At 39.1% G+C, this 21,512-nt stretch carries 22 protein-coding genes and 3 pseudogenes; 24 read left to right on the top strand and 1 reads right to left on the bottom strand.

Annotated features, from left to right (window positions below; all coding sequences use genetic code 11):
- Positions 1-136: 136 nt before the first annotated feature.
- The 16 genes and pseudogenes from glmM to QRD39_RS04400 all read left to right on the top strand — a co-directional run bounded on the left by glmM (position 137) and on the right by QRD39_RS04400 (position 14,615).
- Complete coding sequence (gene glmM / locus QRD39_RS04475) at positions 137-1,489, top strand: phosphoglucosamine mutase (RefSeq protein WP_008534323.1); 1,353 nt, start codon at positions 137-139, stop codon at positions 1,487-1,489.
- A gap of 2 nt (positions 1,490-1,491) precedes the next feature.
- Complete coding sequence (locus tag QRD39_RS04470; RefSeq protein ID WP_037608797.1) at positions 1,492-1,932, top strand: GtrA family protein; 441 nt, start codon at positions 1,492-1,494, stop codon at positions 1,930-1,932.
- Between the two features lie 96 nt (positions 1,933-2,028).
- A complete protein-coding gene (locus QRD39_RS04465) occupies positions 2,029-2,715 on the top strand; it encodes a tRNA (adenine(22)-N(1))-methyltransferase (protein WP_008534325.1) in 687 nt (228 codons plus the stop codon).
- Positions 2,705-3,493, top strand: a complete 789-nt coding sequence (locus QRD39_RS04460) for a Nif3-like dinuclear metal center hexameric protein (RefSeq protein WP_008534326.1) — start codon at positions 2,705-2,707, stop codon at positions 3,491-3,493. Before QRD39_RS04465 ends, QRD39_RS04460 begins: the two co-directional genes overlap by 11 nt.
- A 12-nt stretch (positions 3,494-3,505) precedes the next feature.
- Positions 3,506-4,333 (top strand): annotated as a pseudogene (locus tag QRD39_RS04455) (ZIP family metal transporter).
- A gap of 66 nt (positions 4,334-4,399) precedes the next feature.
- Positions 4,400-5,488 carry an NAD(P)/FAD-dependent oxidoreductase gene (locus tag QRD39_RS04450; RefSeq protein WP_008534331.1) on the top strand — a complete coding sequence of 363 codons (1,089 nt, stop codon included), beginning with the start codon at positions 4,400-4,402 and terminating at the stop codon, positions 5,486-5,488.
- 201 nt (positions 5,489-5,689) lie between these two features.
- Positions 5,690-6,559, top strand: a complete 870-nt coding sequence (gene rfbA / locus QRD39_RS04445) for a glucose-1-phosphate thymidylyltransferase RfbA (protein ID WP_002888905.1) — start codon at positions 5,690-5,692, stop codon at positions 6,557-6,559.
- Positions 6,559-7,152 carry a dTDP-4-dehydrorhamnose 3,5-epimerase family protein gene (locus tag QRD39_RS04440; RefSeq protein ID WP_008534332.1) on the top strand — a complete coding sequence of 198 codons (594 nt, stop codon included), beginning with the start codon at positions 6,559-6,561 and terminating at the stop codon, positions 7,150-7,152. The genes rfbA and QRD39_RS04440 overlap by 1 nt, the downstream gene beginning before the upstream one ends.
- Before the next feature lie 202 nt (positions 7,153-7,354).
- Positions 7,355-8,401 (top strand): dTDP-glucose 4,6-dehydratase, encoded by a 1,047-nt coding sequence (rfbB, locus tag QRD39_RS04435; protein ID WP_003096936.1) that lies wholly within the window; start codon positions 7,355-7,357, stop codon positions 8,399-8,401.
- Positions 8,402-8,465: 64 nt separating this feature from the next.
- A complete protein-coding gene (locus tag QRD39_RS04430) occupies positions 8,466-9,548 on the top strand; it encodes a hypothetical protein (protein WP_286657710.1) in 1,083 nt (360 codons plus the stop codon).
- A gap of 204 nt (positions 9,549-9,752) precedes the next feature.
- Positions 9,753-10,487 carry a hypothetical protein gene (locus QRD39_RS04425; RefSeq protein WP_285955795.1) on the top strand — a complete coding sequence of 245 codons (735 nt, stop codon included), beginning with the start codon at positions 9,753-9,755 and terminating at the stop codon, positions 10,485-10,487.
- Positions 10,488-10,582: 95 nt separating this feature from the next.
- Positions 10,583-11,719 (top strand): radical SAM family heme chaperone HemW, encoded by a 1,137-nt coding sequence (hemW, locus tag QRD39_RS04420; protein ID WP_008534339.1) that lies wholly within the window; start codon positions 10,583-10,585, stop codon positions 11,717-11,719.
- Entirely contained in the window at positions 11,720-12,463 is a 744-nt protein-coding gene (locus QRD39_RS04415; protein ID WP_008534340.1) for an acyl-ACP thioesterase domain-containing protein, read from the top strand.
- Position 12,464: 1 nt separating this feature from the next.
- Positions 12,465-13,238, top strand: a complete 774-nt coding sequence (locus QRD39_RS04410; RefSeq protein ID WP_008534341.1) for a TIGR01457 family HAD-type hydrolase — start codon at positions 12,465-12,467, stop codon at positions 13,236-13,238.
- Positions 13,228-13,872, top strand: a complete 645-nt coding sequence (locus QRD39_RS04405; RefSeq protein ID WP_008534343.1) for a TIGR01906 family membrane protein — start codon at positions 13,228-13,230, stop codon at positions 13,870-13,872. Before QRD39_RS04410 ends, QRD39_RS04405 begins: the two co-directional genes overlap by 11 nt.
- A gap of 8 nt (positions 13,873-13,880) precedes the next feature.
- The gene (locus QRD39_RS04400; protein WP_037609112.1) at positions 13,881-14,615 is read left to right on the top strand and encodes a PHP domain-containing protein; all 735 of its coding nucleotides are present in this window, start codon (positions 13,881-13,883) and stop codon (positions 14,613-14,615) included.
- A gap of 194 nt (positions 14,616-14,809) precedes the next feature.
- On the opposite strand, the gene QRD39_RS04395 is transcribed toward QRD39_RS04400, so the two are convergent.
- A complete protein-coding gene (locus QRD39_RS04395; RefSeq protein ID WP_008534345.1) occupies positions 14,810-15,106 on the bottom strand; it encodes a transposase in 297 nt (98 codons plus the stop codon).
- A gap of 290 nt (positions 15,107-15,396) precedes the next feature.
- On the opposite strand from QRD39_RS04395, the pseudogene QRD39_RS04390 reads away from it, so the two are divergent.
- From QRD39_RS04390 to QRD39_RS04360, 8 genes and pseudogenes are all read left to right on the top strand, one after another.
- Positions 15,397-16,259: pseudogene (locus QRD39_RS04390) on the top strand (helix-turn-helix domain-containing protein).
- Between the two features lie 50 nt (positions 16,260-16,309).
- Positions 16,310-16,402, top strand: a complete 93-nt coding sequence (gene wgkA, locus QRD39_RS10170) for a tryglysin family RiPP peptide (protein WP_434556763.1) — start codon at positions 16,310-16,312, stop codon at positions 16,400-16,402.
- Between the two features lie 56 nt (positions 16,403-16,458).
- Entirely contained in the window at positions 16,459-17,577 is a 1,119-nt protein-coding gene (gene wgkB, locus QRD39_RS04385) for a radical SAM/SPASM peptide maturase WgkB (RefSeq protein ID WP_285955794.1), read from the top strand.
- Positions 17,574-17,894 carry a PqqD family peptide maturation chaperone WgkC gene (wgkC, locus tag QRD39_RS04380; RefSeq protein WP_008534348.1) on the top strand — a complete coding sequence of 107 codons (321 nt, stop codon included), beginning with the start codon at positions 17,574-17,576 and terminating at the stop codon, positions 17,892-17,894. Before wgkB ends, wgkC begins: the two co-directional genes overlap by 4 nt.
- The gene (wgkD, locus tag QRD39_RS04375; protein WP_285955793.1) at positions 17,894-19,156 is read left to right on the top strand and encodes a tryglysin-associated MATE efflux transporter WgkD; all 1,263 of its coding nucleotides are present in this window, start codon (positions 17,894-17,896) and stop codon (positions 19,154-19,156) included. Before wgkC ends, wgkD begins: the two co-directional genes overlap by 1 nt.
- Positions 19,157-19,265: 109 nt before the next feature.
- A pseudogene (locus QRD39_RS04370) lies at positions 19,266-19,904 on the top strand (peptidylprolyl isomerase).
- Between the two features lie 154 nt (positions 19,905-20,058).
- On the top strand, positions 20,059-20,982 hold the full coding sequence (locus tag QRD39_RS04365; RefSeq protein ID WP_008534351.1) for a phosphodiester glycosidase family protein: 924 nt from the start codon (positions 20,059-20,061) through the stop codon (positions 20,980-20,982).
- Positions 20,963-21,352, top strand: coding sequence for a hypothetical protein (locus QRD39_RS04360; RefSeq protein WP_008534352.1), 390 nt, complete (start codon positions 20,963-20,965; stop codon positions 21,350-21,352). The genes QRD39_RS04365 and QRD39_RS04360 overlap by 20 nt, the downstream gene beginning before the upstream one ends.
- Positions 21,353-21,512 lie beyond the last annotated feature (160 nt).

Here is a 21,512-nt window from a genome sequence, read left to right as displayed (position 1 = left end):
CAAGAAGGGTTGAAAATATCGGTGAAATCAGATAAAGTTAAACTATCTAGGTAGATTTCACTAGATTACTTTTGCTCTTGTTAGACAGCATCAAAGTTTAAGGAGGATTTAGTGCTGGGGCACTAAAAATAAAATTATGGGTAAATATTTTGGAACAGACGGTGTTCGTGGAGAAGCTAATGTTGAGCTCACGCCTGAATTGGCCTTTAAATTAGGTCGCTTCGGTGGTTATGTGCTTAGCCAACACGAAACTGGCCGTCCTAAGGTCTTTGTGGCACGTGATACACGTATTTCAGGGGAAATGTTAGAATCAGCTTTGGTGGCAGGTCTTTTATCAGTAGGTATCGAAGTCTACAAACTTGGAGTACTTGCGACTCCAGGTGTTTCATACTTGGTACGTACGGAAAATGCCAGTGCTGGTGTTATGATTTCAGCCAGCCATAATCCAGCTCTTGATAATGGTATTAAGTTCTTTGGGGGAGATGGCTTTAAATTGGATGATGCGCGTGAAGCGGAAATTGAAGCCCTTCTTGATGCAGCAGAGGATACTCTTCCACGTCCATCAGCTGAGGGTCTTGGAACACTTGTAGATTATCCAGAAGGTCTTCGCAAGTATGAAAAATTCTTGGTGGCAACAGGTGTTGATCTTGGTGGACTGAAGGTTGCCTTGGACACTGCTAATGGTGCAGCTGCTGTGTCAGCTCGTAATGTTTTCCTTGATTTGAATGCCGATATTACGGTTATCGGGGATCAACCAGATGGTCTTAACATCAATGCTGGAGTGGGTTCAACACATCCAGAGCAATTGCAAGCCTTGGTTAAAGAAAGTGGTTCAGCCATTGGTCTTGCCTTTGATGGGGATAGTGACCGTCTCATCGCTGTTGATGAAAATGGTGATATTGTTGATGGCGACAAGGTCATGTATATTATCGGTAAACACTTGTCTGAAAAAGGTGAGTTGGCTAAAAATACAATTGTGACAACTGTTATGTCAAACCTTGGTTTCCACAAGGCACTTGATCGTGAGGGAATTAACAAGGTCGTGACTGCCGTTGGTGACCGTTATGTTGTAGAAGAAATGCGTAAAAATGGCTATAACCTTGGTGGTGAACAGTCTGGTCACGTTATTATCATGGATTACAATACAACTGGTGATGGTCAATTGACAGCTATTCAATTGACTAAAGTCATGATTGAAACAGGTAAGAGCTTGTCTGAATTAGCATCAGAAGTGACGATTTACCCTCAAAAACTGGTTAATATTCGTGTGGAAAATAGCATGAAAACTAAAGCCATGGAAGTTCCTGCGATTGCAGCTATCATTGAAAAAATGGAAGCTGAGATGGCTGGGAACGGTCGTATCTTGGTTCGCCCTAGTGGTACAGAACCTCTCCTTCGTGTTATGGCAGAAGCACCAACAGATGATGAAGTGAATTACTATGTTGACACTATTGCGGATGTCGTCCGTGCGGAAATTGGGTTGGACTAAATATGATTAATAAGCTTAAAGCTTTTATGGCCACAGAAGTTTTTAAATACCTTTTCTTTGGTGTTTTGGCGACTGTAGTTTATATGGTTAGTCGTACCTTGATTTTCGCTGTGAGTCAACAAGGTACCCTATCAGCAGTTTTGGCAAATGCCATTGCCATCGTTTTTGCTTTTTTCACGAATGATGTTTTTGTGTTCAGTCAAGCAAAAGCTGGTATGGCTACACGCTTTGTTAAATTTGTGGGAGCTCGTCTCTTAACCTTAGTTCTTGATTTGGCTCTCGCCTATTTCTTGGTAGATACCTATCCAGAGATTATCGGTCAATTTGTTGGTCATAGTCATGCTTGGGTAAATGGAATTGAAAGCTTATTCTCACAAGTTTTGATTATTGTTCTTAACTACGTTATTTCAAAATTCTTTGTCTTTACTGGAGACAAGACATAAGATACAAGGAAGTTGCTAGGAAATGTGTTAAAAGCATTTCTTACCAACCTCCTTTTTTGATATAATGAAGAGACTTTAAAAATAGAAAGATGAAAGATGTACGTACAATTATCTCAACGCCTTAAGGACGTAGCAACCTTCGTCCCTAAAGACGCAAAACTTTTAGATGTAGGTAGTGACCACGCCTACCTCCCTATTTATTTACTTGAAAAGGGCTTGATTCACTCAGCTATTGCTGGTGAAGTGGTGAAAGGCCCTTATGAATCTGCTCTTACTAATGTCTCAGCTTCTGGTTTCAAAGATAAGATTGACGTGCGCTTGGCTAACGGCTTGGCAGCTTTTGAACCTTCTGATGCTGTCACAACTATCACGATTTGTGGTATGGGGGGACGTTTGATTGCGGATATTCTTGATTCTGGTAAGGATAAACTTAAAGGTGTGGAACGTCTGATTCTGCAACCCAATAATCGTGAAGACGACCTTCGTATTTGGTTGATGGAAAATGGTTTTGTCATTGTCGCAGAAGCCATCATGACCGAAAATGGCAAATACTACGAAATTATGGTGGCTGAGGCTGGTCAAATGACTCTATCAGATAAAGAGGTTCGCTTTGGACCTCATCTCATGAAAGACCAGTCTCAAGTCTTCCAGCTCAAATGGCAACGTGAAAACAATAAATTGGAGATTGCTTTAGGATCCATTCCTCTTGCCAATCAGTCTGACCGTGCAGCTGTCGAAGAGAAAATCCAAACCATTAAGGAGGTTTTGAACCATGTTAGCTAGTGAACTTATCAAGTCTTATGAAAGCTTTTGTCCACAGGAACTTTCCATGAAAGGTGATGTGGTTGGCTTGCAGATTGGCAGTCTGGACAAAGAAATTCAGAAGGTCATGGTTACCTTGGATGTTCGTGAGAATACAGTAGCCGAAGCCATTGAAAAAGGTGTGGACCTCATCATTGCCAAACATGCCCCTATTTTCCGTCCGGTTAAGGATTTGGTGTCTTCGCCTGACCGTGATATTTTGCTTGATCTTGTAAAGAACGACATTGCTGTCTATGTGAGTCATACCAATATTGATGTGGTGGATGATGGTCTCAATGATTGGTTTTGTGACTTACTTGATATTAAGAAGACGACTTATTTGACGGAGACTGCTGACAAACAAGGAATCGGTCGAGTGGGTGATATTGTGCCACAAACCATTGAAGAACTTGCTCTTAAAGTCAAGTCTGTTTTTGGCTTAGATAGTATTCGCCTGGTTCGTTATAATCATGAAAATCCTCTTGTTAACCGTGTGGCTATTTGTGGTGGTAGCGGTCAAGGATTTTACAAGGATGCTTTGACAAAGGGCGCACAAGTCTTTATCACGGGTGATGTTTATTACCATACTGGTCAGGAAATGATTACCAATGGCCTCTTGGCAATTGATCCTGGTCACCATATTGAAGCTCTCTTTATCGCAAAGATTGCTGAGAAACTTGAGGCTTGGAAGCTTGAGAAGGGCTGGAATGTGACAATTCTTGAAAGTCAGTCGTCAACTAATCCCTTTGACCATCTCTAGGAGGATCTATCTGTGACTTGGCTTTTACATCAACATGTGGTCTTGTTGGCCTTACTTGCTGGTCTTTTCACTTGGGGTTGTACCATTGTCGGCTCGGCTATTGTTTTCTTTTTCAAGCATATTAGCCGTAAATTGTTAGATATCATGATGGGCTTTGCGGCTGGAGTCATGATTGCGGCCTCATTCTGGTCACTCTTGGACCCTTCTTTAGCTTATGCTAGCCAAAATGGCTATGGGAAGTGGTCTTGGTTTCCAGCGGCAGCTGGCTTCTTACTTGGTGGTGTCGCTCTTCGTTTGATTGATGCTGTCGTCCCTCACTTGCATTTGGGAAATGATATTTCAAAAGCAGAAGGTATTCAACCTCGTAAGAAGAAATTGTCAAAGACAGCCCTACTCTTTTTGGCTATTACGATTCATAATTTTCCAGAGGGATTAGCAGTCGGTGTGACTTTCGGAGCCTTGGCTGGTGGCAATATGACATTCGCGGGTCTGATGGGAGCCATTGGTCTAGCTATAGGGATTGGTTTGCAGAATGTCCCTGAAGGTGTAGCCCTTTCTATCCCAATTCGAGCAGATGGAAAATCTTGACTTAAGGCCTTTTATTGGGGGTCTATGTCAGCTATCGTTGAGCCTATAGGTGCAGTTATGGGTGCCGCTCTTGTCATGTGGATGATGGCAATCATCCCTTACGCTTTGGCTTTTGCGGCTGGTGCCATGATCTTTGTAGTAACGGAAGAATTGATTCCTGAATCACAGACTAATGGTAATACTGATGTAGCAACCTTGGGCCTTATGGTTGGCTTTGTCGTCATGATGGTTATGGATGTGGCCTTGGGATAAAAGAAATACAAAGAGCTGTGCCTATGTGTATAGGACTCAGCTCTTTTCAAATAGATGGAGTAAAAAATGAAAATTGCAATTGTTGGCGCAGGCATCGTCGGTTCAACGGCTGCCTATTACTTGTCAAAGGAAAAAGAAGTAGAAGTTACTGTTTTTGACCATGGTCTTGGACAGGCAACCAAGGCAGCAGCAGGAATTATTAGTCCCTGGTTTTCCAAGCGTCGTAATAAGGCCTGGTATCGCATGGCTAGACTGGGAGCTGATTTTTACCAAGAGTTAGTTTCAGATCTTGGAAATGATGGTTATGACAAGAGTTTCTATGATCAGTCTGGTGTGGCCCTTCTTAAGAAAGACGATAGTAAATTGGATGGTTTGTATGAGCATGCTGAGACCAGACTCGAAGAATCACCCATTATTGGTGAACTCTCTATTAAAAATGCGAGTACCCTTCCTGAATTCACTGGCTTTAACCGTTATCTCTATGCCTCTGGGGGAGCCAGAGTCGAAGGTGCAGAACTGACTGCTACTTTGATTAAGGCTTCTGGTTTTGAAAAGTTAGAAGGTCAAGTTACACTCTCTCCTCTTGACGATGGTACTTATGAGATTGATGGTCAAACTTTTGATAAGGTCATCCTCGCTTGTGGTGCCTGGCTAGGTCAAACGCTTGAACCCCTTGGTTTTGAAGTGGATGTTCGTCCTCAAAAAGGTCAGTTACGAGACTATTTCTTTGAGGGCATGGATACTGGTAAATTACCAGTTCTGATGCCAGAGGGCGAATTAGATGTCATTCCATTTGCGGGTGGAAAGATTTCGGTAGGTGCCAGTCATGAGAATGATCAAGGCTTTGATTTGACAGTTGATGAAGCTGTTTTAGAAGTTCTGGAGGAGGAGGCTAAGACCTATTTCCCTGACTTAAGTACTGACAAGTCCTTCTCGGAACGTGTGGGAACGAGAGCCTACACGAGTGACTTCTCACCTTTCTTTGGAGAAGTTCCAGAGCTTAAAAACGTCTTCGTTGCTTCAGGTTTAGGTTCCTCTGGTCTTACAACAGGGCCACTGATTGGAAAAAATCTGGTTGATTTGGTCATGAACCGACCTGGTAACTTGGACAGTACAGATTATCCAGTCGCTAATTACATAAAGAAACAGGATTAAGACTAGTTATCCTTCCCCAAATATTCAGAATCAGTTAGCTTTCTCTTACTATAGAGAAACGTTGGCTGATTCTTTTTTATTAAGAAAATGGACAGCTTTGATTTTCTTAATGAAAGCTTAATAGCTCTGGCTTTGTCGTGACAAGGGGGCTGAAAAATGCTAAAATAAAGGTAATATATTAGAGAAAAAAGGAGCCTTCTTATGAAAGGTATTATTCTTGCAGGCGGTTCAGGGACGCGTTTGTATCCATTGACTCGTGCTGCATCAAAACAACTGATGCCGATTTATGATAAACCAATGATTTACTACCCATTGTCAACGCTCATGTTGGCTGGAATCAAGGAAATCCTCATCATCTCAACACCACAGGACCTTCCACGGTTTGAAGAGCTCCTCGGTGACGGTTCAGAGTTTGGTATTTCACTATCATACGCTGTGCAACCAAGTCCAGATGGATTGGCGCAGGCCTTTATTATTGGTGAAGACTTCATCGGTGATGACAGCGTTGCCCTAGTCCTTGGTGACAATATTTTCCATGGCAATGGCCTTTCTGCTATGCTTCAACGTGCTGAAGCTAAGGAAAAAGGTGCAACAGTCTTTGGTTACCAAGTTAAGGATCCAGAACGTTTTGGTGTGGTTGAGTTTGATGATGATATGAACGCTATTTCCATCGAAGAAAAGCCAGAGCATCCAAAATCAAACTTTGCTGTAACTGGTCTTTATTTCTATGACAATGATGTCGTGGACATTGCTAAAAACATCAAACCAAGTCCTCGTGGAGAGCTTGAAATCACTGATGTTAACAAGGCTTACTTGGATCGTGGGGACCTCTCTGTTGAGCTGATGGGACGTGGTTTTGCTTGGTTGGATACAGGCACTCACGAAAGTCTCTTGCAAGCGGCGCAGTACATTGAAACGGTTCAGCGTTTGCAAAATGTTCAAGTGGCTAACCTTGAAGAAATTGCCTATCGTATGGGCTACATCACTAAAGAGCAGGTCCTCGAATTGGCACAACCACTTAAAAAGAATGAATACGGACAATATTTGCTCCGTTTGATTGGAGAAGCATAATGACAGAACAATTTTTTGGAAAAGAACTTGCAGCACACAAGATTGATGCTATCCCAGGCATGATTGAATTTGACATCCCGGTGCATGGTGATAACCGAGGCTGGTTCAAGGAAAACTTCCAAAAGGAAAAGATGTTGCCACTTGGTTTTCCAGAATCATTCTTTGCTGAAGGCAAATTGCAAAATAACGTTTCCTTCTCCCGTAAAAATGTTTTGCGTGGCTTGCATGCTGAGCCATGGGACAAATACATCTCAGTAGCAGATGAAGGAAAGGTCCTTGGAACTTGGGTTGACCTCCGTGAGGGCGAAACCTTTGGAAATACCTACCAAACAGTGATTGATGCCTCAAAAGGAATTTTCGTTCCTCGTGGTGTTGCCAATGGTTTCCAAGTTTTGTCTGATAAGGTCGCCTACAGCTATCTTGTGAATGACTACTGGGCACTCGAACTTAAACCAAAATACGCCTTTGTCTACTACGCTGACCCTAGTCTTGATATCAAGTGGGAAAACTTGAAAGAAGCAGAAGTCTCAGAAGCAGACAAAAATCACCCATTGCTCAAAGACGTTAAACCACTCAAACCAGAGGATTTGTAAGAACGAACTTTGCACAGCAGAATCGCGACTACAAGGAGCGCTATAAGATTGTTCCTGCCCTAGTGAAAACAAGATTCCCTTAGGGAATCTTGTAGGGAAATCCGGAGACTTCGGCTCCAGATTTAGCCATGAAACCGAAGGGTTGCTGGCGTCCCTCACTAGCTAAAGGAACGATTAAGGAACAAAGAAATTTGGAGAAAAAATGACTGAATACAAAAACATTATCGTAACCGGTGGCGCAGGTTTCATCGGTTCAAACTTCGTACACTATGTCTACAACAATCATCCAGACGTACATGTGACTGTCCTTGACAAACTCACTTACGCTGGTAACCGTGCTAACATTGAAGAAATCCTTGGTGACCGTGTTGAATTGGTTGTAGGGGACATTGCTGATGCTGAATTGGTAGACAAATTGGCTGCTAAGGCGGATGCCATTGTTCACTATGCGGCTGAAAGTCACAATGATAACTCATTGAATGACCCATCTCCATTCATCTACACAAACTTCATTGGTACCTACACACTCTTGGAAGCAGCTCGTAAATACGACATTCGTTTCCACCACGTGTCAACAGACGAAGTTTATGGTGACCTTCCATTGCGTGAAGACCTTCCTGGACATGGTGAAGGTCCTGGTGAAAAATTCACCGCAGAAACCAAATACAACCCATCATCACCTTACTCATCAACTAAGGCTGCTTCAGACCTTATCGTTAAAGCATGGGTGCGTTCATTTGGCGTTAAGGCAACAATTTCAAACTGCTCAAACAACTATGGACCATACCAACACATCGAAAAATTCATCCCACGTCAAATCACTAATATCTTGTCAGGAATTAAACCAAAACTTTACGGTGAAGGTAAAAACGTCCGTGACTGGATTCATACTAACGACCACTCAACTGGTGTTTGGGCTATCCTCACTAAAGGTCGTATCGGTGAAACTTACTTGATTGGTGCCGATGGTGAAAAGAACAACAAGGAAGTGCTTGAGCTTATCCTTGAAAAAATGGGTCAACCAAAAGACGCATACGACCGTGTTACAGACCGTGCTGGTCACGATTTGCGTTACGCAATCGATTCAACAAAATTGCGTGAAGAACTTGGTTGGGAACCACAATTCACAAACTTTGAATCAGGTTTAGAAGAAACAATCAAGTGGTATACCGATCACCAAGACTGGTGGAAAGCTGAAAAAGAAGCTGTTGAAGCTAACTATGCTAAGACACAAGAAGTGCTTAAATAATTGAAAAATCTATCACTTCCAATCGAGTGATAGATTTTTCTGTTAAGAACTGTTAGGAGAGATGATGAATCGAAAAGAATGGATTGAATATTTTGAAGTGATTAATAATCGTAAGCCCACTATTCAGGAGTGTCAGCAGGCTCTTCAAAATGGTGAGTTTGTTATGGAAGGTAGACAAGCTACTTTTTCTAACAATGGAAATTCCGTGCCTGCAGGAGCCACGCCTTTACCAAATCAAGTGACTGGTCAGATGGTCAACCAAACTTCAGCACAGCAGCTTGTCTTTGTTAAACAGAAAAAGTTTGGGAAGAAGACTTTTATTGGTTTGGGTATTGCTTTATTTCTTGTCCTAGCAACAAGTCTTGGTGTCTTTTTGTTTTCTTTCAAAGAAACAAACTTGAATGGTTTGTGGGTAACTAGTTATAATGCTGGTTTGGTTTATGAGTTAAGTGGGAAAAAATCAAAACTTGTTGCAGGCCATAGGGAAGAAGAAATCAAAGAAATCTCTACTGGTCAGAAAGTAAGACAGAAGTTTGAAACAAGCTTAGAGGACGTCAGTGATTCAAAACTAAAAACGATTGCTGATTTTGACAAGAAATACCAATTACAGACCAAAGAGATCATCCTGGTAAAGACGGATGTGTTTGGCTACTATAATCTGATTCAGAAAGATGGGACAAACTTAGTTCTAGATTTATTCTTATCAGACCTCTACTACGGATCAAGAAGTACCAAAGATTTAAAAAAGATATATCTTTTTCATAAGGTAGCGGTTCCAAAAGTTTTTGTTGGCAAATGGAAAAAATTTGATTCCGATGATGATTCAGAAGGAGAAGGGACTATCTCTGAAAATGGGGTTGTTACTACAGATTCTGATGGTAAAGATATCTTAATTGCTAAGCCTTTAAAAGAATATATGGTGGATCAATCGGGCAGCGTAGATAATGATGAGGTGCAAAAAGAGTTTGCTAAAATACAGAAGTCTCTTAAGTCACATGGTTATCAGGCTAAGAGTGTTAATGACATCTACCACGATGCGAGAAAGTCATATTGTTATGTCGTTGTGGATGGTGGCAAGCGCATTATTATCTTGGAGGGCTTCAACCATCTCTCTTATACAGGTTATCTTGAAAGAGAAGACAAATAGTAATTAGGATACCTTTCGCAGATGAATCGTTCTTAAATAATAGTCCAAAGTCTATCATTCCCATAGGAATGATAGACTTTTTTGCTTACACAGACATATTAACTTAAGACAGTAATACAAATAATGACATAAATGTTACAAAATTACAAACTATGCTTGATTTTTGTAACAAAATAGATATAATAGACATATAGAAAGAGGTTTATGAAAATGAAAGATAAAGTTATCCGTGTTTGCTCACTTGTTTTACTGTCTGTAGCTGTTTCTGCAACCCTTGTCGGATGTGGGTCTAAGTCAGAAAAAGACACCGCAGCATCATCTATACCTTCAACATCTCAGTTAGTTAAGTCATCTACAAGGTCAACTGAAAAGAAGACCGACAAACAGGCTAAGTCAGATGCGTCAGCTTCAAAAAAAGACCAAGGTCAAGAAGAAGCGAGTACTCCTGAAGCTAGCTCCTCAAAAAATCAAGCTACAGCTGGAAATGATGCTCAATCAGGTGCAAGTAGCAGTGCTACTTCTGATTCCAATAAGTCTAGTCAAACAACAAGGGATAGTCAAAGTGACGCTCCTGTTCCAGCAGCATTAGTGGGAACTTGGACTGGTACCAGTCCTCAGGCGACAGATATTAGTTTCACAGTAGATGCCAATGGTAACGTCACTTCAAAAGCTAATTTCAATGTCGATTACGAACCCTATCGTCAAAGTTCAACGACTGCAAAAGCTGTTCAAATTTCTGGTAATCTCTACGTTTGGGAAGGTGGCGATTTTTCAACCTTGCTTCCTGGTATTACTGGACTAGGGGGAGCTGGTTTCCAAGCTAAGCCTGGTTTTATTCTTGAAAATGGAACCTACACGCCAGTCCAATTCATCTCTGATTTGGGACCAAGCTTTGATTATAGTAACTACAAAGCTTTCCCATTCTCATTAACAAAATAATAGGAAGAGGCTATCTGAAGAGATAGCTTCTTTTTTGCGTCAAACTCTTCTTTTTCAAGGTCTCATTTCTGCTTAAAAAATGGTAGAATAGTTACATGCAAACAAAACCAACGTCAGCCTATGTGCATATTCCATTTTGCACACAAATTTGTTATTATTGTGACTTTTCCAAGGTATTTATTAAAAATCAGCCCGTTGATGACTACCTACGGGCTTTGATTCGTGAGTGGGAGCTTTTAGATATCAAGGAACTTCGCACCCTTTACATTGGTGGTGGGACACCGACAGCTATTTCTGCCGAGCAATTGGACTATCTTTTAAGCAATCTTCAGAAGAACTTGGATTTGTCTAAGTTGGAGGAATTTACTATTGAGGCCAATCCTGGGGATTTGACGGTTGATAAGATTGAAGTACTCAAAAAATCTGCTGTTAATCGAGTGTCTTTAGGGGTTCAGACTTTTGATGACAAGCACTTGCGTCAAATTGGTCGCAGTCACAATCAAGCACAAATTTATGAAAGTATTGATAGTTTGAAGGCTGCTGGTTTTCATAATATTTCCATTGACCTCATTTATGCCCTACCTGGTCAAACCATGGATCAGGTTAAGGAAAATGTGAGAAAGGCTATAGAACTGGATATTCCACACCTAAGTCTCTACAGTTTGATCTTGGAACATCACACGGTCTTTATGAATAAGATGCGTCGGGGTAAGCTCAATTTGCCAACTGAAGACTTGGAAGCAGAGATGTTTGACTATATTATTCAAGAGTTGGAAAAAAATGGTTTTGAGCATTATGAGATTTCCAATTTTACCAAACCTGGGATGGAGAGTCGTCACAATCTCATGTACTGGAATAATGATGAGTACTATGGTGTGGGTGCTGGGGCCTCTGGTTATGTCAATGGTGTTCGTTACCGTAATCGTGGTCCTATCCAGCATTACCTAAAGGCTATAGCAGAGGATGGGCATGCTAGACTTCACGAGGAGCATCTGACTAAGGCGGAGATGATGGAGGAGGAATTCTTCCTTGGCTTACGGAAAAAATCAGGCGTGTCTATCAAACGGTTTGAAGAGAAGTTTGGCTTATCATTTGCAGATACTTATGGGGACATTGTGGAAAAACTACAAGCAGATGGGCTTTTGGTTAAGGATCCAGATGTGATTCGTATGACCAAACGGGGCCTCTTTCTGGGAGATAATGTCGCTGAGCAATTTATATTGGAGGATTAGATGGGATTAAAGTTTAGTATTCCTTATCAGATTCCGTTTTATGAGACGGATATCACGCATCAGGTGAAATTACCACATTTGTTGGCATTTTCCTTGCAAGTATCAGCCATGCAGTCTGAGTCTCTTGGGAATGCGGACGACGCAGTTTTTGATCAATATGGTCTGGTTTGGATTGTGACAGACTATGCGATTGAGATTGACCGCCTGCCTCGCTACAATGAAAAGGTGACCATTACAACGGAAGCTATTTCCTATAATAAGATTTTCTGTTACCGTAATTTTTACATCACTGATGAAGCTGGTCAGCAAATCATGCTCTTTAAGACTACTTTTGCCCTCATGGATTATGAGACACGTAAGGTAGCTGAGGTTCCAGACGAGTTGGTGGCACCTTATGAAGCTGAAAAAACTAAAAAGTTGCTTCGTGGTCCTCGCTACAAGGTTTTGGAAAATCCCGTTGATACCTTATACCGTGTGCGCTATTTTGACTTAGACATGAATGGTCACGTTAACAATAGTAAGTATTTGGAGTGGATGTTGGATGTTTTCGATTTGAACTTTTTGACCAAGTACACGCCAGCCCACATTGATCTTAAGTATGTGAAAGAGATTCATCATGGGTCGGAAATATATTCTGGTTATGAGTTTGACCAAGAGAGTCTGAGTAGTCAACATCAGATTTGTGTTGATGGCAATATTCATGCTCATGCCATCATCCAATGGAAGGAAATAGGAGACGAGTAAGATGACATATAAGGGTTATTTGATTGATTTAGATGGAACCATTTACAAGGGTAAGGACCGTATTCCTGAAGGGGAGGCTTTTGTTAAGAAATTGCAGAAGCGCCAGATTCCTTATCTTTTTGTAACTAATAACAGTATGCGTACACCAGAGATGGTGCAAGAACTTTTGCGTAATCAATGCGAATTAGAAACGCCTCTTGAAACTATTTACACAGCAACCTTGGCGACAGTTGACTATATGAACGATATGAATCGTGGCAAGACGGTTTATGTTATCGGGGAGACTGGACTTAAATCTGCAATTGCAGAAGCGGGGTATACGGTAGATGAGAAAAATCCTGCCTATGTTGTTGTTGGATTGGACCGTGAAGTCACTTACGAAATGTTGGTTAAAGCAACGCTTGCTATCCACAAAGGGGCTATATTTATTGGAACTAACCCAGATTTGAATATCCCAACTGAACGTGGTCTTCTTCCAGGTGCTGGTTCCCTCTTAGCTCTTATCGAGGCGGCTACCCGTGTGAAACCAATCATTATTGGTAAGCCTAAAGCTATTATCATGAACAAGGCTCTTGAAATCCTTGGGACAGAACGTAGCCAAACTATCGTGGTTGGTGACAATTACTTGACTGATATTACAGCTGGCATAAAAAATGACTTTCCAACACTTCTTGTAACAACTGGATTTACCAAGGCGGAAGAAGTTTCGGATTTACCAGTAAAACCAGACCATGTGCTTTCTAGTCTAGCGGAGTGGGATTTTGATGCGAACTAAAATTGAGGCTGTTCTGACTCCGATTTGGCTCTTGGCCCTGTCTATCCTAGTGACGATTTATCTGGCATGGGGCTTTTATTATTTTGATATTGATTGGATGCATCTTTTGGACTATGTCATTCTTGGCAAGACAGAGCTCTGGCATAATTTCAATATCCTCATGCAGTACCTGACCTTTCCTTGGGTTGGTCATCTGTCCATGCCTGATTTTCCATCATCGGAGAGTGGGCTTAAGCATTTCCATGATGTGAAGTGGCTCTTTCATTTGGTTCAGGGGCTTGTTATTCTACTAGCTTATCCAGCAGTAACTTCTCTTTGGCGTAATGTGAAGAAAGGGACCTTTGGTCTTTACGTTAAACTTTATATGAGTCTAGCACTCTTGCCAGTCCTTATTGGGGTTGTGGGGCTTTTTCTCGGATTTGATGAGTTTTTTACGCTCTTTCATGAAGCCCTCTTTCCTGGGGATAGCAGTTGGCTCTTTAATCCAATCTTGGACCCGATTATCAATGTTTTGCCAGAAGAGTACTTTCTTCAGTGCTTTGTGATTTTCTTTATTATTTATGAGGGAATCATGGTGAGCTTGACTTGGTTGGCCCATAAGCAACTTACAATGTATTTGAAAAATAAGGAGTAGTTATGTCTATTCGTGATAACCATTTGCATACCCATCATTCCTATGATTCGGATGCGAACTTTACTGATTATTTGACGCATTTTGATGGGGAGATTGTAACGACTGAGCATTATGATCTCTCTAATCCTTATACCAAACAGGATGATGTGCCCGAGTATGAGGCCTATAGTCGTGAGATTGAAAGTCTTAACCGTAAGTATGGTAATCGTATTAAACGTGGTATCGAGATTGGTTATTACCAACCTAGGGAAAGGGATATTTTAGACTTTCTGGATGGTAAGGACTATGATCTCAAACTTTTATCTGTTCACCATAATGGGGTCAATGATTATCTTGATGATGAGGTAGCGGATATGGACAAGGCAAGCATTATTCAAGAGTATCTGGACAAGTTGGAGTACGCTATTGGTCGTGTGGACGCAGATGTTCTGGCCCACTTTGACTATGGTTTCCGCCTGTTTGATGTGACTGTTGATGAGCTAAAAGTCTATGAAGAACAACTCAAACGTATTTTCCAGAAAATGATTGCTAATGATTTGGCTTTTGAGCTGAATGCAAAGAGCATGTATCTTTATCATCACGAAGACCTCTACCGTTATGCTCTAGGCCTTGTTAAGGATTTGGGATGTCGCAAGTATTCTATAGGGTCTGATGGTCATAAATTAGAGCATTTCCGTCTGAACTTTGATACGATTCAGGAGCTCTTGAGAGAATTTGACATTACTGAAGATATGATTATATAGCGAAGATGGCTTCAGTTGAGGCTGTCTTTTTGTCTTACGAAAACCACTAGCTATGCTAGTGGTTCCGAAAAGCTTTTAGCGATGTATCAAAAAAGTCCCCCTAAAGTGTTATATTAGATAAGGTTTCCCGACCACTAACTAATATACAAAAGGAGGACCCCTGATGAGACAGGATAATAATAGTTTAGCACATACTACATGGAATTGTAAGTATCATGTTGATACGGTTGGGCGAAATCAATAGATGAAGCCTCACCACTAATACATTTTTCTACAAGTTCCATTTTAAATTCTTTTGAATAGGAACGTTTTTTTGTTTTCTTTGTGAATCCTAAAATCCCATATTTTTTATAGATGGCGGCCCAATCTTGAATCGTTCTTGTGGAAATATGGAGACAGTTATATATCTCAGATTTGGAACGATTATCATTAATATAATTGAGACAAGCTTGTTCTTTCTCGTATGGGGTGAATCTTTCTCTTCTAGACATAAAAATACCTCTTAAGTAGATTTTAGGTATTTACCTTGTCTACTTAAGAGGTATCATATCATTCTCACGGGTGGTTTTGACTTGTTGGGGTGAAAAAGAACGATGGTTACTTGTTGTAGACAAATAATTAGCCTACAACAATTACAAGAATTCCTTCAAATAGAAGGAGTAGAAATGATAATAGTTGTTGTTTTTTCATGTGTAAATCCTCTCTTTTGTTTTTCTTAATTGTATGCTATTATGATGTCAAAGAAAAATTATTCCCATATATGCGTGATGGAGGGATTGAAGTGAAAAATTTTGGAGAAATTTTTAAAACTTTTCGAGAATCAAGAGGTTTACGATTAAAAGATGTTGCTAAGGCTGGTATATCAACGTCTCAGCTCTCTCGCTTTGAGAAAGGGGAGACTGATTTAACCATTTCAAAATTTATGCTCATCTTGGATGAGATTAACATGCCAATTGATGAATTTATGTATGCCGTTCATGATTTTCACCGTGATGAACTTAACGAAATCTTGTCAAAGGTACGCCATTTTGTATCTAATCATGATATTGAAGGATTGAAAAACTACTTTATTCTCAAATGGAGTCAAAGACTAAGAGAGAGAAATTTTATCACATTAATACTATTTTATTAAAAATACGCTTGCAAGATTTGTCTGGCGAAGACTATTATTCAGAACAAGATTTAATTGAATTAACAGACTATCTTTTTGGTGTGGAATACTGGGGTTATTATGAATTACTGATTTTTGCAAATACCTTAGATGTTCTAAAACACGATGTTTTTATGGTTTTAGCCAGAGAGATGTCAAGACGTTCTGATTTTTATAAAGAGATTCCTAATAATAGACGGTTGATTTCAACTATGTTATTAAATGGTTATATCACATGTGTTGAAAGAGGAAAGTTCATAGATGCTTTGTATTTTGAAAAACAATTAAATCAATGTTTCTTCATTGAAACAGAAGTCTATGAACGCCTCGTTTTCCAGTATGCACAACATCTATATCAGTATAAAAAAGAGGGAGACCATAAAGCTATTATTGAAATGAAAAAGTGTATTGGAGCAATGAAACTAGCAGGAAGTAACCATCTAGCAAAAACTTATGAAGGACATCTAGAAAAAATTTTAGCAAGTAATAGGTAATACGCAGATATGGGAAAAATTTCGACACTTATTTCAAAAAGATATAATAGATTTATCAAATTAAGGAGGAAAGACCTATATCACCTAAAAAAGAGTTTAATGCTCCTAAGACAACTAAAGTTAACAGTTGGGGTAAGCATTAAGAAAGCAACTGTAGGTCAACATTTGTTGGCCTATATGTTTTTAGGAGGGAAAATATATGAGAGATTATTCACCATATCCATTATTAGTAGATGTTTGTGTAACCAATCGGTGTAACTTAAATTGTTCCTATTGTTCTGCAGAAGCTGGTCCTTTTGCAAGTAAAAAAGGAGAAATGAGCGTAGAAAAGTTGGATTCTGTTTTTAGAGAGCTTGATTTGATGGGTGTTCCAAGAGTAGGTGTGACTGGTGGAGAACCTTTTATGCGTGAAGACATCCTTGACATTTTGAAAGCTTTTAATCAATATAGATTTGCTAAGGTTTTGAATACGAATGGAAACTTAATCACAGATTCTATTGCTAGAGAGTTATCAAAACTGAATTTAGACAGAATTTGTGTAACAATAGATGGTAGTAAATCTAGTGTACACGATAGTCAACGAGGAAAAGGAAGTTTTAAGAAAGCTATTGAGGGAATTAAAAATTTACAACGATATAACTTACCTGTATCAACATTATTTACCTTAGGTAAGCATAATGTCAATGATTTGATAAATACTGTAAGATTGAATGATATGCTTGGTATAGAGTATATGTCAGTAATGGTTATCTGTCCGACTGGTAGAGCTAATGATGGTAGTATTTTGGCGGATAAGAAAAACTGGTATCCAGTTTTTCTTGATTTAACTGAGCGACTTTCTAGGGGAGAATTTAAAGTTAAGTTTAAAATTGTTCCACCAAATGAAAGTGATGTTTTTTGGACACATTATTTTCCGCTTGCGTTTTATAATAGATTGGATCTGTTAGAAAGTGTTTGGCACCAAAAAGTAGATATAAATTTTGATAAGCAAAGGGAGATATCGTGTCAAGCCGGTATCAGAGCCTGTTCAATCAATCACAAGGGAGATGTATATGGCTGTGATTTGATGAACGGGATAGATGAGTTAGTTGCTGGAAATGTAAAAAAACAAAAGTTTAGTGAAATTTGGCACAATTCGATTGTATTTAATAAACTAAGATCAATTACATTTGATGATATTTCCGGCAAATGTGCGGAATGTCCATTACCATGGTGTGGTGGAGGATGCCGATGCAGTGCTCTGGAATTGGATGGAACTTTATTGGGTTCTGATTTAGCTTGCTTTTATGAACAAAAAGGAGATGTGGAAGTCGTATGAAAGAACATTTCGTTATAAAAGGTAAGAGGGATTTCATTGTAAATAAAGTAGAAAATGAGTATATAGGATACGATAGACTTGATTTAGAGTATTATTCGTTTGATGAAATAGGTGCAGAAATACTTTATTGTATTTCCAAAAATTTTTCATTGGATAATATTGTAGAACTGTTACAGCAAAACTATGATGTATCTGCGGCAGAGTGTAAGCAAGCAATCATATCTTTCTTAGAAGAAACACCAATTTTACATATTATTTATGCAAATTTAGTTAAGTCTGATATATATTTACAGTTAATACCTTTTAGGGAGCAATAATGATAGATTCAAAAGAAGTGAACAGATTTGCAGGGCCACTAGTTTTGACTAACATTGGTCAAATTATTATTGGACAGCTGGCTTTACATTTTGCTGTGAATAACTCATCAATAATTTTATCGGGAATATCTATTATTCAGAATATGCTATTTGCTTTTGGTGGTCTTTTAGGGGCCTTTAGTCTGTCTTTTAATATTAAAAGTTCTAAGGCTTATTCTAACCGACAATACAGCAGGTTTAACGATTTGTTGAAATCAAATTTAATCATAAATTTGATTATTGGCACAGCATTTGCTTTTTTTGTAATTTTTTACGGAGAAACTATGTTGAGTGGACTTTATGGATTTAGAGGTAGTTTATTAGCATTAGCAACAAATTATTTAGTTATTACGTCCCCCTATATAATTTTGACACTATTAAATTTTTCACTTACTAATCTATTGAGAGTTCAAAAGGAAACAAGACTAATTATGTGGATCGGATTGGCAAGCTCAGTATTAGATGTATTATTGAACTATGTATTGGTACCACTATTAGGAATTAGAGGAGCTGCTATATCAACGATTATATCTTTGTGTTTTGTTTCTTGTAGCTATTTATTCATGGTTTATCCAATGATTTGGAAGTCTCTATTTGTGAAGTCTACAACGAAATTAGAGTTAGTAAAATTTGGTATCCCATTAGTTGGTCAAGAGGTTCTAGAAAGTGTGTTATTTATTATAGTGTTTGATGCATTTATGGCAAGACTGGGTTTGGAGATACTTACGATTTATGCTGTTATTAGTCAGCTACTTTCAATTATTCGTGTTCCTTCTTTTGTATATTCGACAACAGTTTCCGTCTATTTGCCGGAAGCAGAGAAAATGGGACATGTCAAAGAATTTTTGAAAACTATATTTAAAAATTCATATATTGCTAGTATGTTACTTGCTTGTCCTGTTGTGTTATCATCAAATATTCTATCTCACTTTCTTTCTGATGAAATCACAACAAATATTGTACCTATTACTTTGTATACATTTTTAGCTATGGGGCTATCTCCCATTTACGAAAGTTCTAAAATGTTACTACAAAGCTTTGGAAATGAAAAATTTGTTTTGCATACATCTATTTTAATAAATCTTGCTAGTGTTATGATTCTAACCATACTACAATTCTTAAACGTTCAAACTTATTGGTCGTTATATTTCATATATGGGTTGAATTTATTTGTTTTGTCCCTGATATTTTTACGACATGCTTCTTCAGAAAAAATTATATAAAAGAAAGGGATTTAGTTTTAAATTATGCTAAATCTTTTTTTGTGATAACTTTTCCAAGTCCATTTTGTTATGATGGTGCTATCTTATGAAGAAGGAGATAGTATTATCCATGTTGAGTAAAATGAAAGCTCGGCTCTTGATTGGTTTAGGTGGTCTAGCTGTGACCAGCTTTATTGTTGTGATGGGTTACACCATTGGTTCTCAGTCTGTGACTAATCACACGCAGAAATAAATCCAGTCTGAAGCTCATCATTTATTGACCAAAGAGAAAGAAAAGGAAAAGGCGAGTGTTATTTCTGATGAGCTGGTCAAAGAATTTCTTACGCAGTACTTTACCAAGGAAAAGCTGGGAGAGAACAACAACCGTATTAAGCCCTATATGACAGATTCTGCTTATAAGGAAGAAGTCGCTCGTCAAGAAGAATCCATCAACCAAGTCTATAAGGATTATATGTTGGATTATCACTTCGAAACTGCTCAAATCTATGTCAATACAGAAGACAATGAAGCCCTGACAGAGGTTACTTATCAAGTTGTTTATGTGTCTGATGTCAGCGATAAGGCTCAGAAAAGTACACAGACAGAAACGACCTCTCTTAAACTTTCTTATGCCAAAATGTCAGATCAACTCCTTGTCAATCAGGTAACTATTTGGAATAGAAAGTTAGAGGATTTAAAAGAAACTTCTGATGGAGTTAACTCAAGCATTCCAAAGATTCAAGGCACTACTACAAGTGAGACCAACTAGCAGGAGTTACTCTTCTGCTTTTTTCTTAAGGGAAGCTTAAAGAAAAGGCGTAGTTGTGGGAATTATAGAAGATTTTAAGCTTTGCTTGTTATGCTAATGTCAAGCAAAAGGAACTTATGGTTTCTATCTTATCTTTCAAAATTGGAGGTCTTCTATGAAATTTCTAAAAAGGCATGCCTATGCCTTACTCTTTACCCTTTTTCTGATGGGAGCAAATGTTTACTCTCTCTTAAAGGTCTTTGTCATTCCTTCAGCGGTCTCAACGGTTTCGGCCAATACGACTAGCTCAACCACAGCTTCGTCGACGGCATCTACTAGCACTGGTAAGGTGACTAAGACGGATACGACTTATAAAGATGACAATATGGATATCAAAATCACGACAGGTAAAACCAGTGATACCACTTACTATGTGGCCGATATCCAGCTTTCAAGTGCAGATTACCTTAAAACGGCTTTGGCACAAAATACCTATGGGACCAACATCACCGACACTACTTCAAGTATTGCCCAGCAAAATAATGCAATCTTTGCCATCAATGGTGACTATTACGGGGCTAATCAGTCGGGCTATGTGATTAAAAATGGTCAAGTCTATCGTGATACTGATCGAAACAGTGACTACGAGGACCTTGCAGTATACTCAGATGGTAGCTTCAAGACCTTTAAGGAGAGCGATACAACGGCTCAAAAATTGGTCGATTCAGGTGTGGTGAATACCTTTGCTTTTGGTCCAACCTTGGTTGAAAATGGTAAGGTAGCTGTTTCGGAAAATGAAGAGGTTGGTCAGGCCATGGCCGACAATCCACGTACAGCTATCGGAGTCATCGAAGAGAGTGATGGCAGTGTGCACTATATTGTTATTGTCTCGGATGGACGTACCAGTGAGTCATCAGGCTTGACCCTCTATGAAATGGCAGAATTGATGAAATCTTATGGCGTGACGACAGCCTACAACCTTGATGGGGGTGGCTCATCTACCATGTATTTCAATGGTCAAGTCATTAACAAGCCAACCACAAACGGAAATAAAATCTCAGAAAGGGCGGTGAGCGATATTGTTTACGTCGGTTACTAAAAAATCAGCCAGCAGACACTTTTTCACTTATATCGGTCTAACTATCTTTAGTCTAGTCTTTACCTTTGTCTATGAGCGATTTTCTTATGGGGAATCGTCCATGTTTATGCGTATGATGTTTTTTGCACCACTAGCTGGGGCTCTCATCTATCTACTAACAGGGTTGGGAATGTCTTGGGTGAAAACACGTCTTTCAAAACTTCTCTTTAATTCATCTATTGCAGTTGTAGCTAGTGCCTGTATGGTTAAGGGAATCGTTGAGGTTTCAGGCCGTACAACTAGCGTGGATATGCCTTATTGGTATGTTGCTGCGGGCCTACTTTGTTTGAGTATTATGACAGGATTTATCAGACCTAGAAAATTGGCTTAACAATAAGAGCTTGGAGCTTTGCTTCAGGCTTTTTGTCTTGCTTTGAAAAAATATTTAGGATAAATATACAAACCATAAAATGAAGAAATTATTTTAAATGAGGAATTTGCTTAAAGACATTTTCATAAAAAATAACTGAGCTTGATTTTTTTGTGATAGG

Source organism: Streptococcus raffinosi, assembly GCF_030284685.1.
GTDB lineage: Bacteria > Bacillota > Bacilli > Lactobacillales > Streptococcaceae > Streptococcus > Streptococcus raffinosi.
The sequence above is the reverse complement of the archived record's forward strand: the minus strand, read 5'-3'. Positions and strand labels throughout refer to the sequence as shown.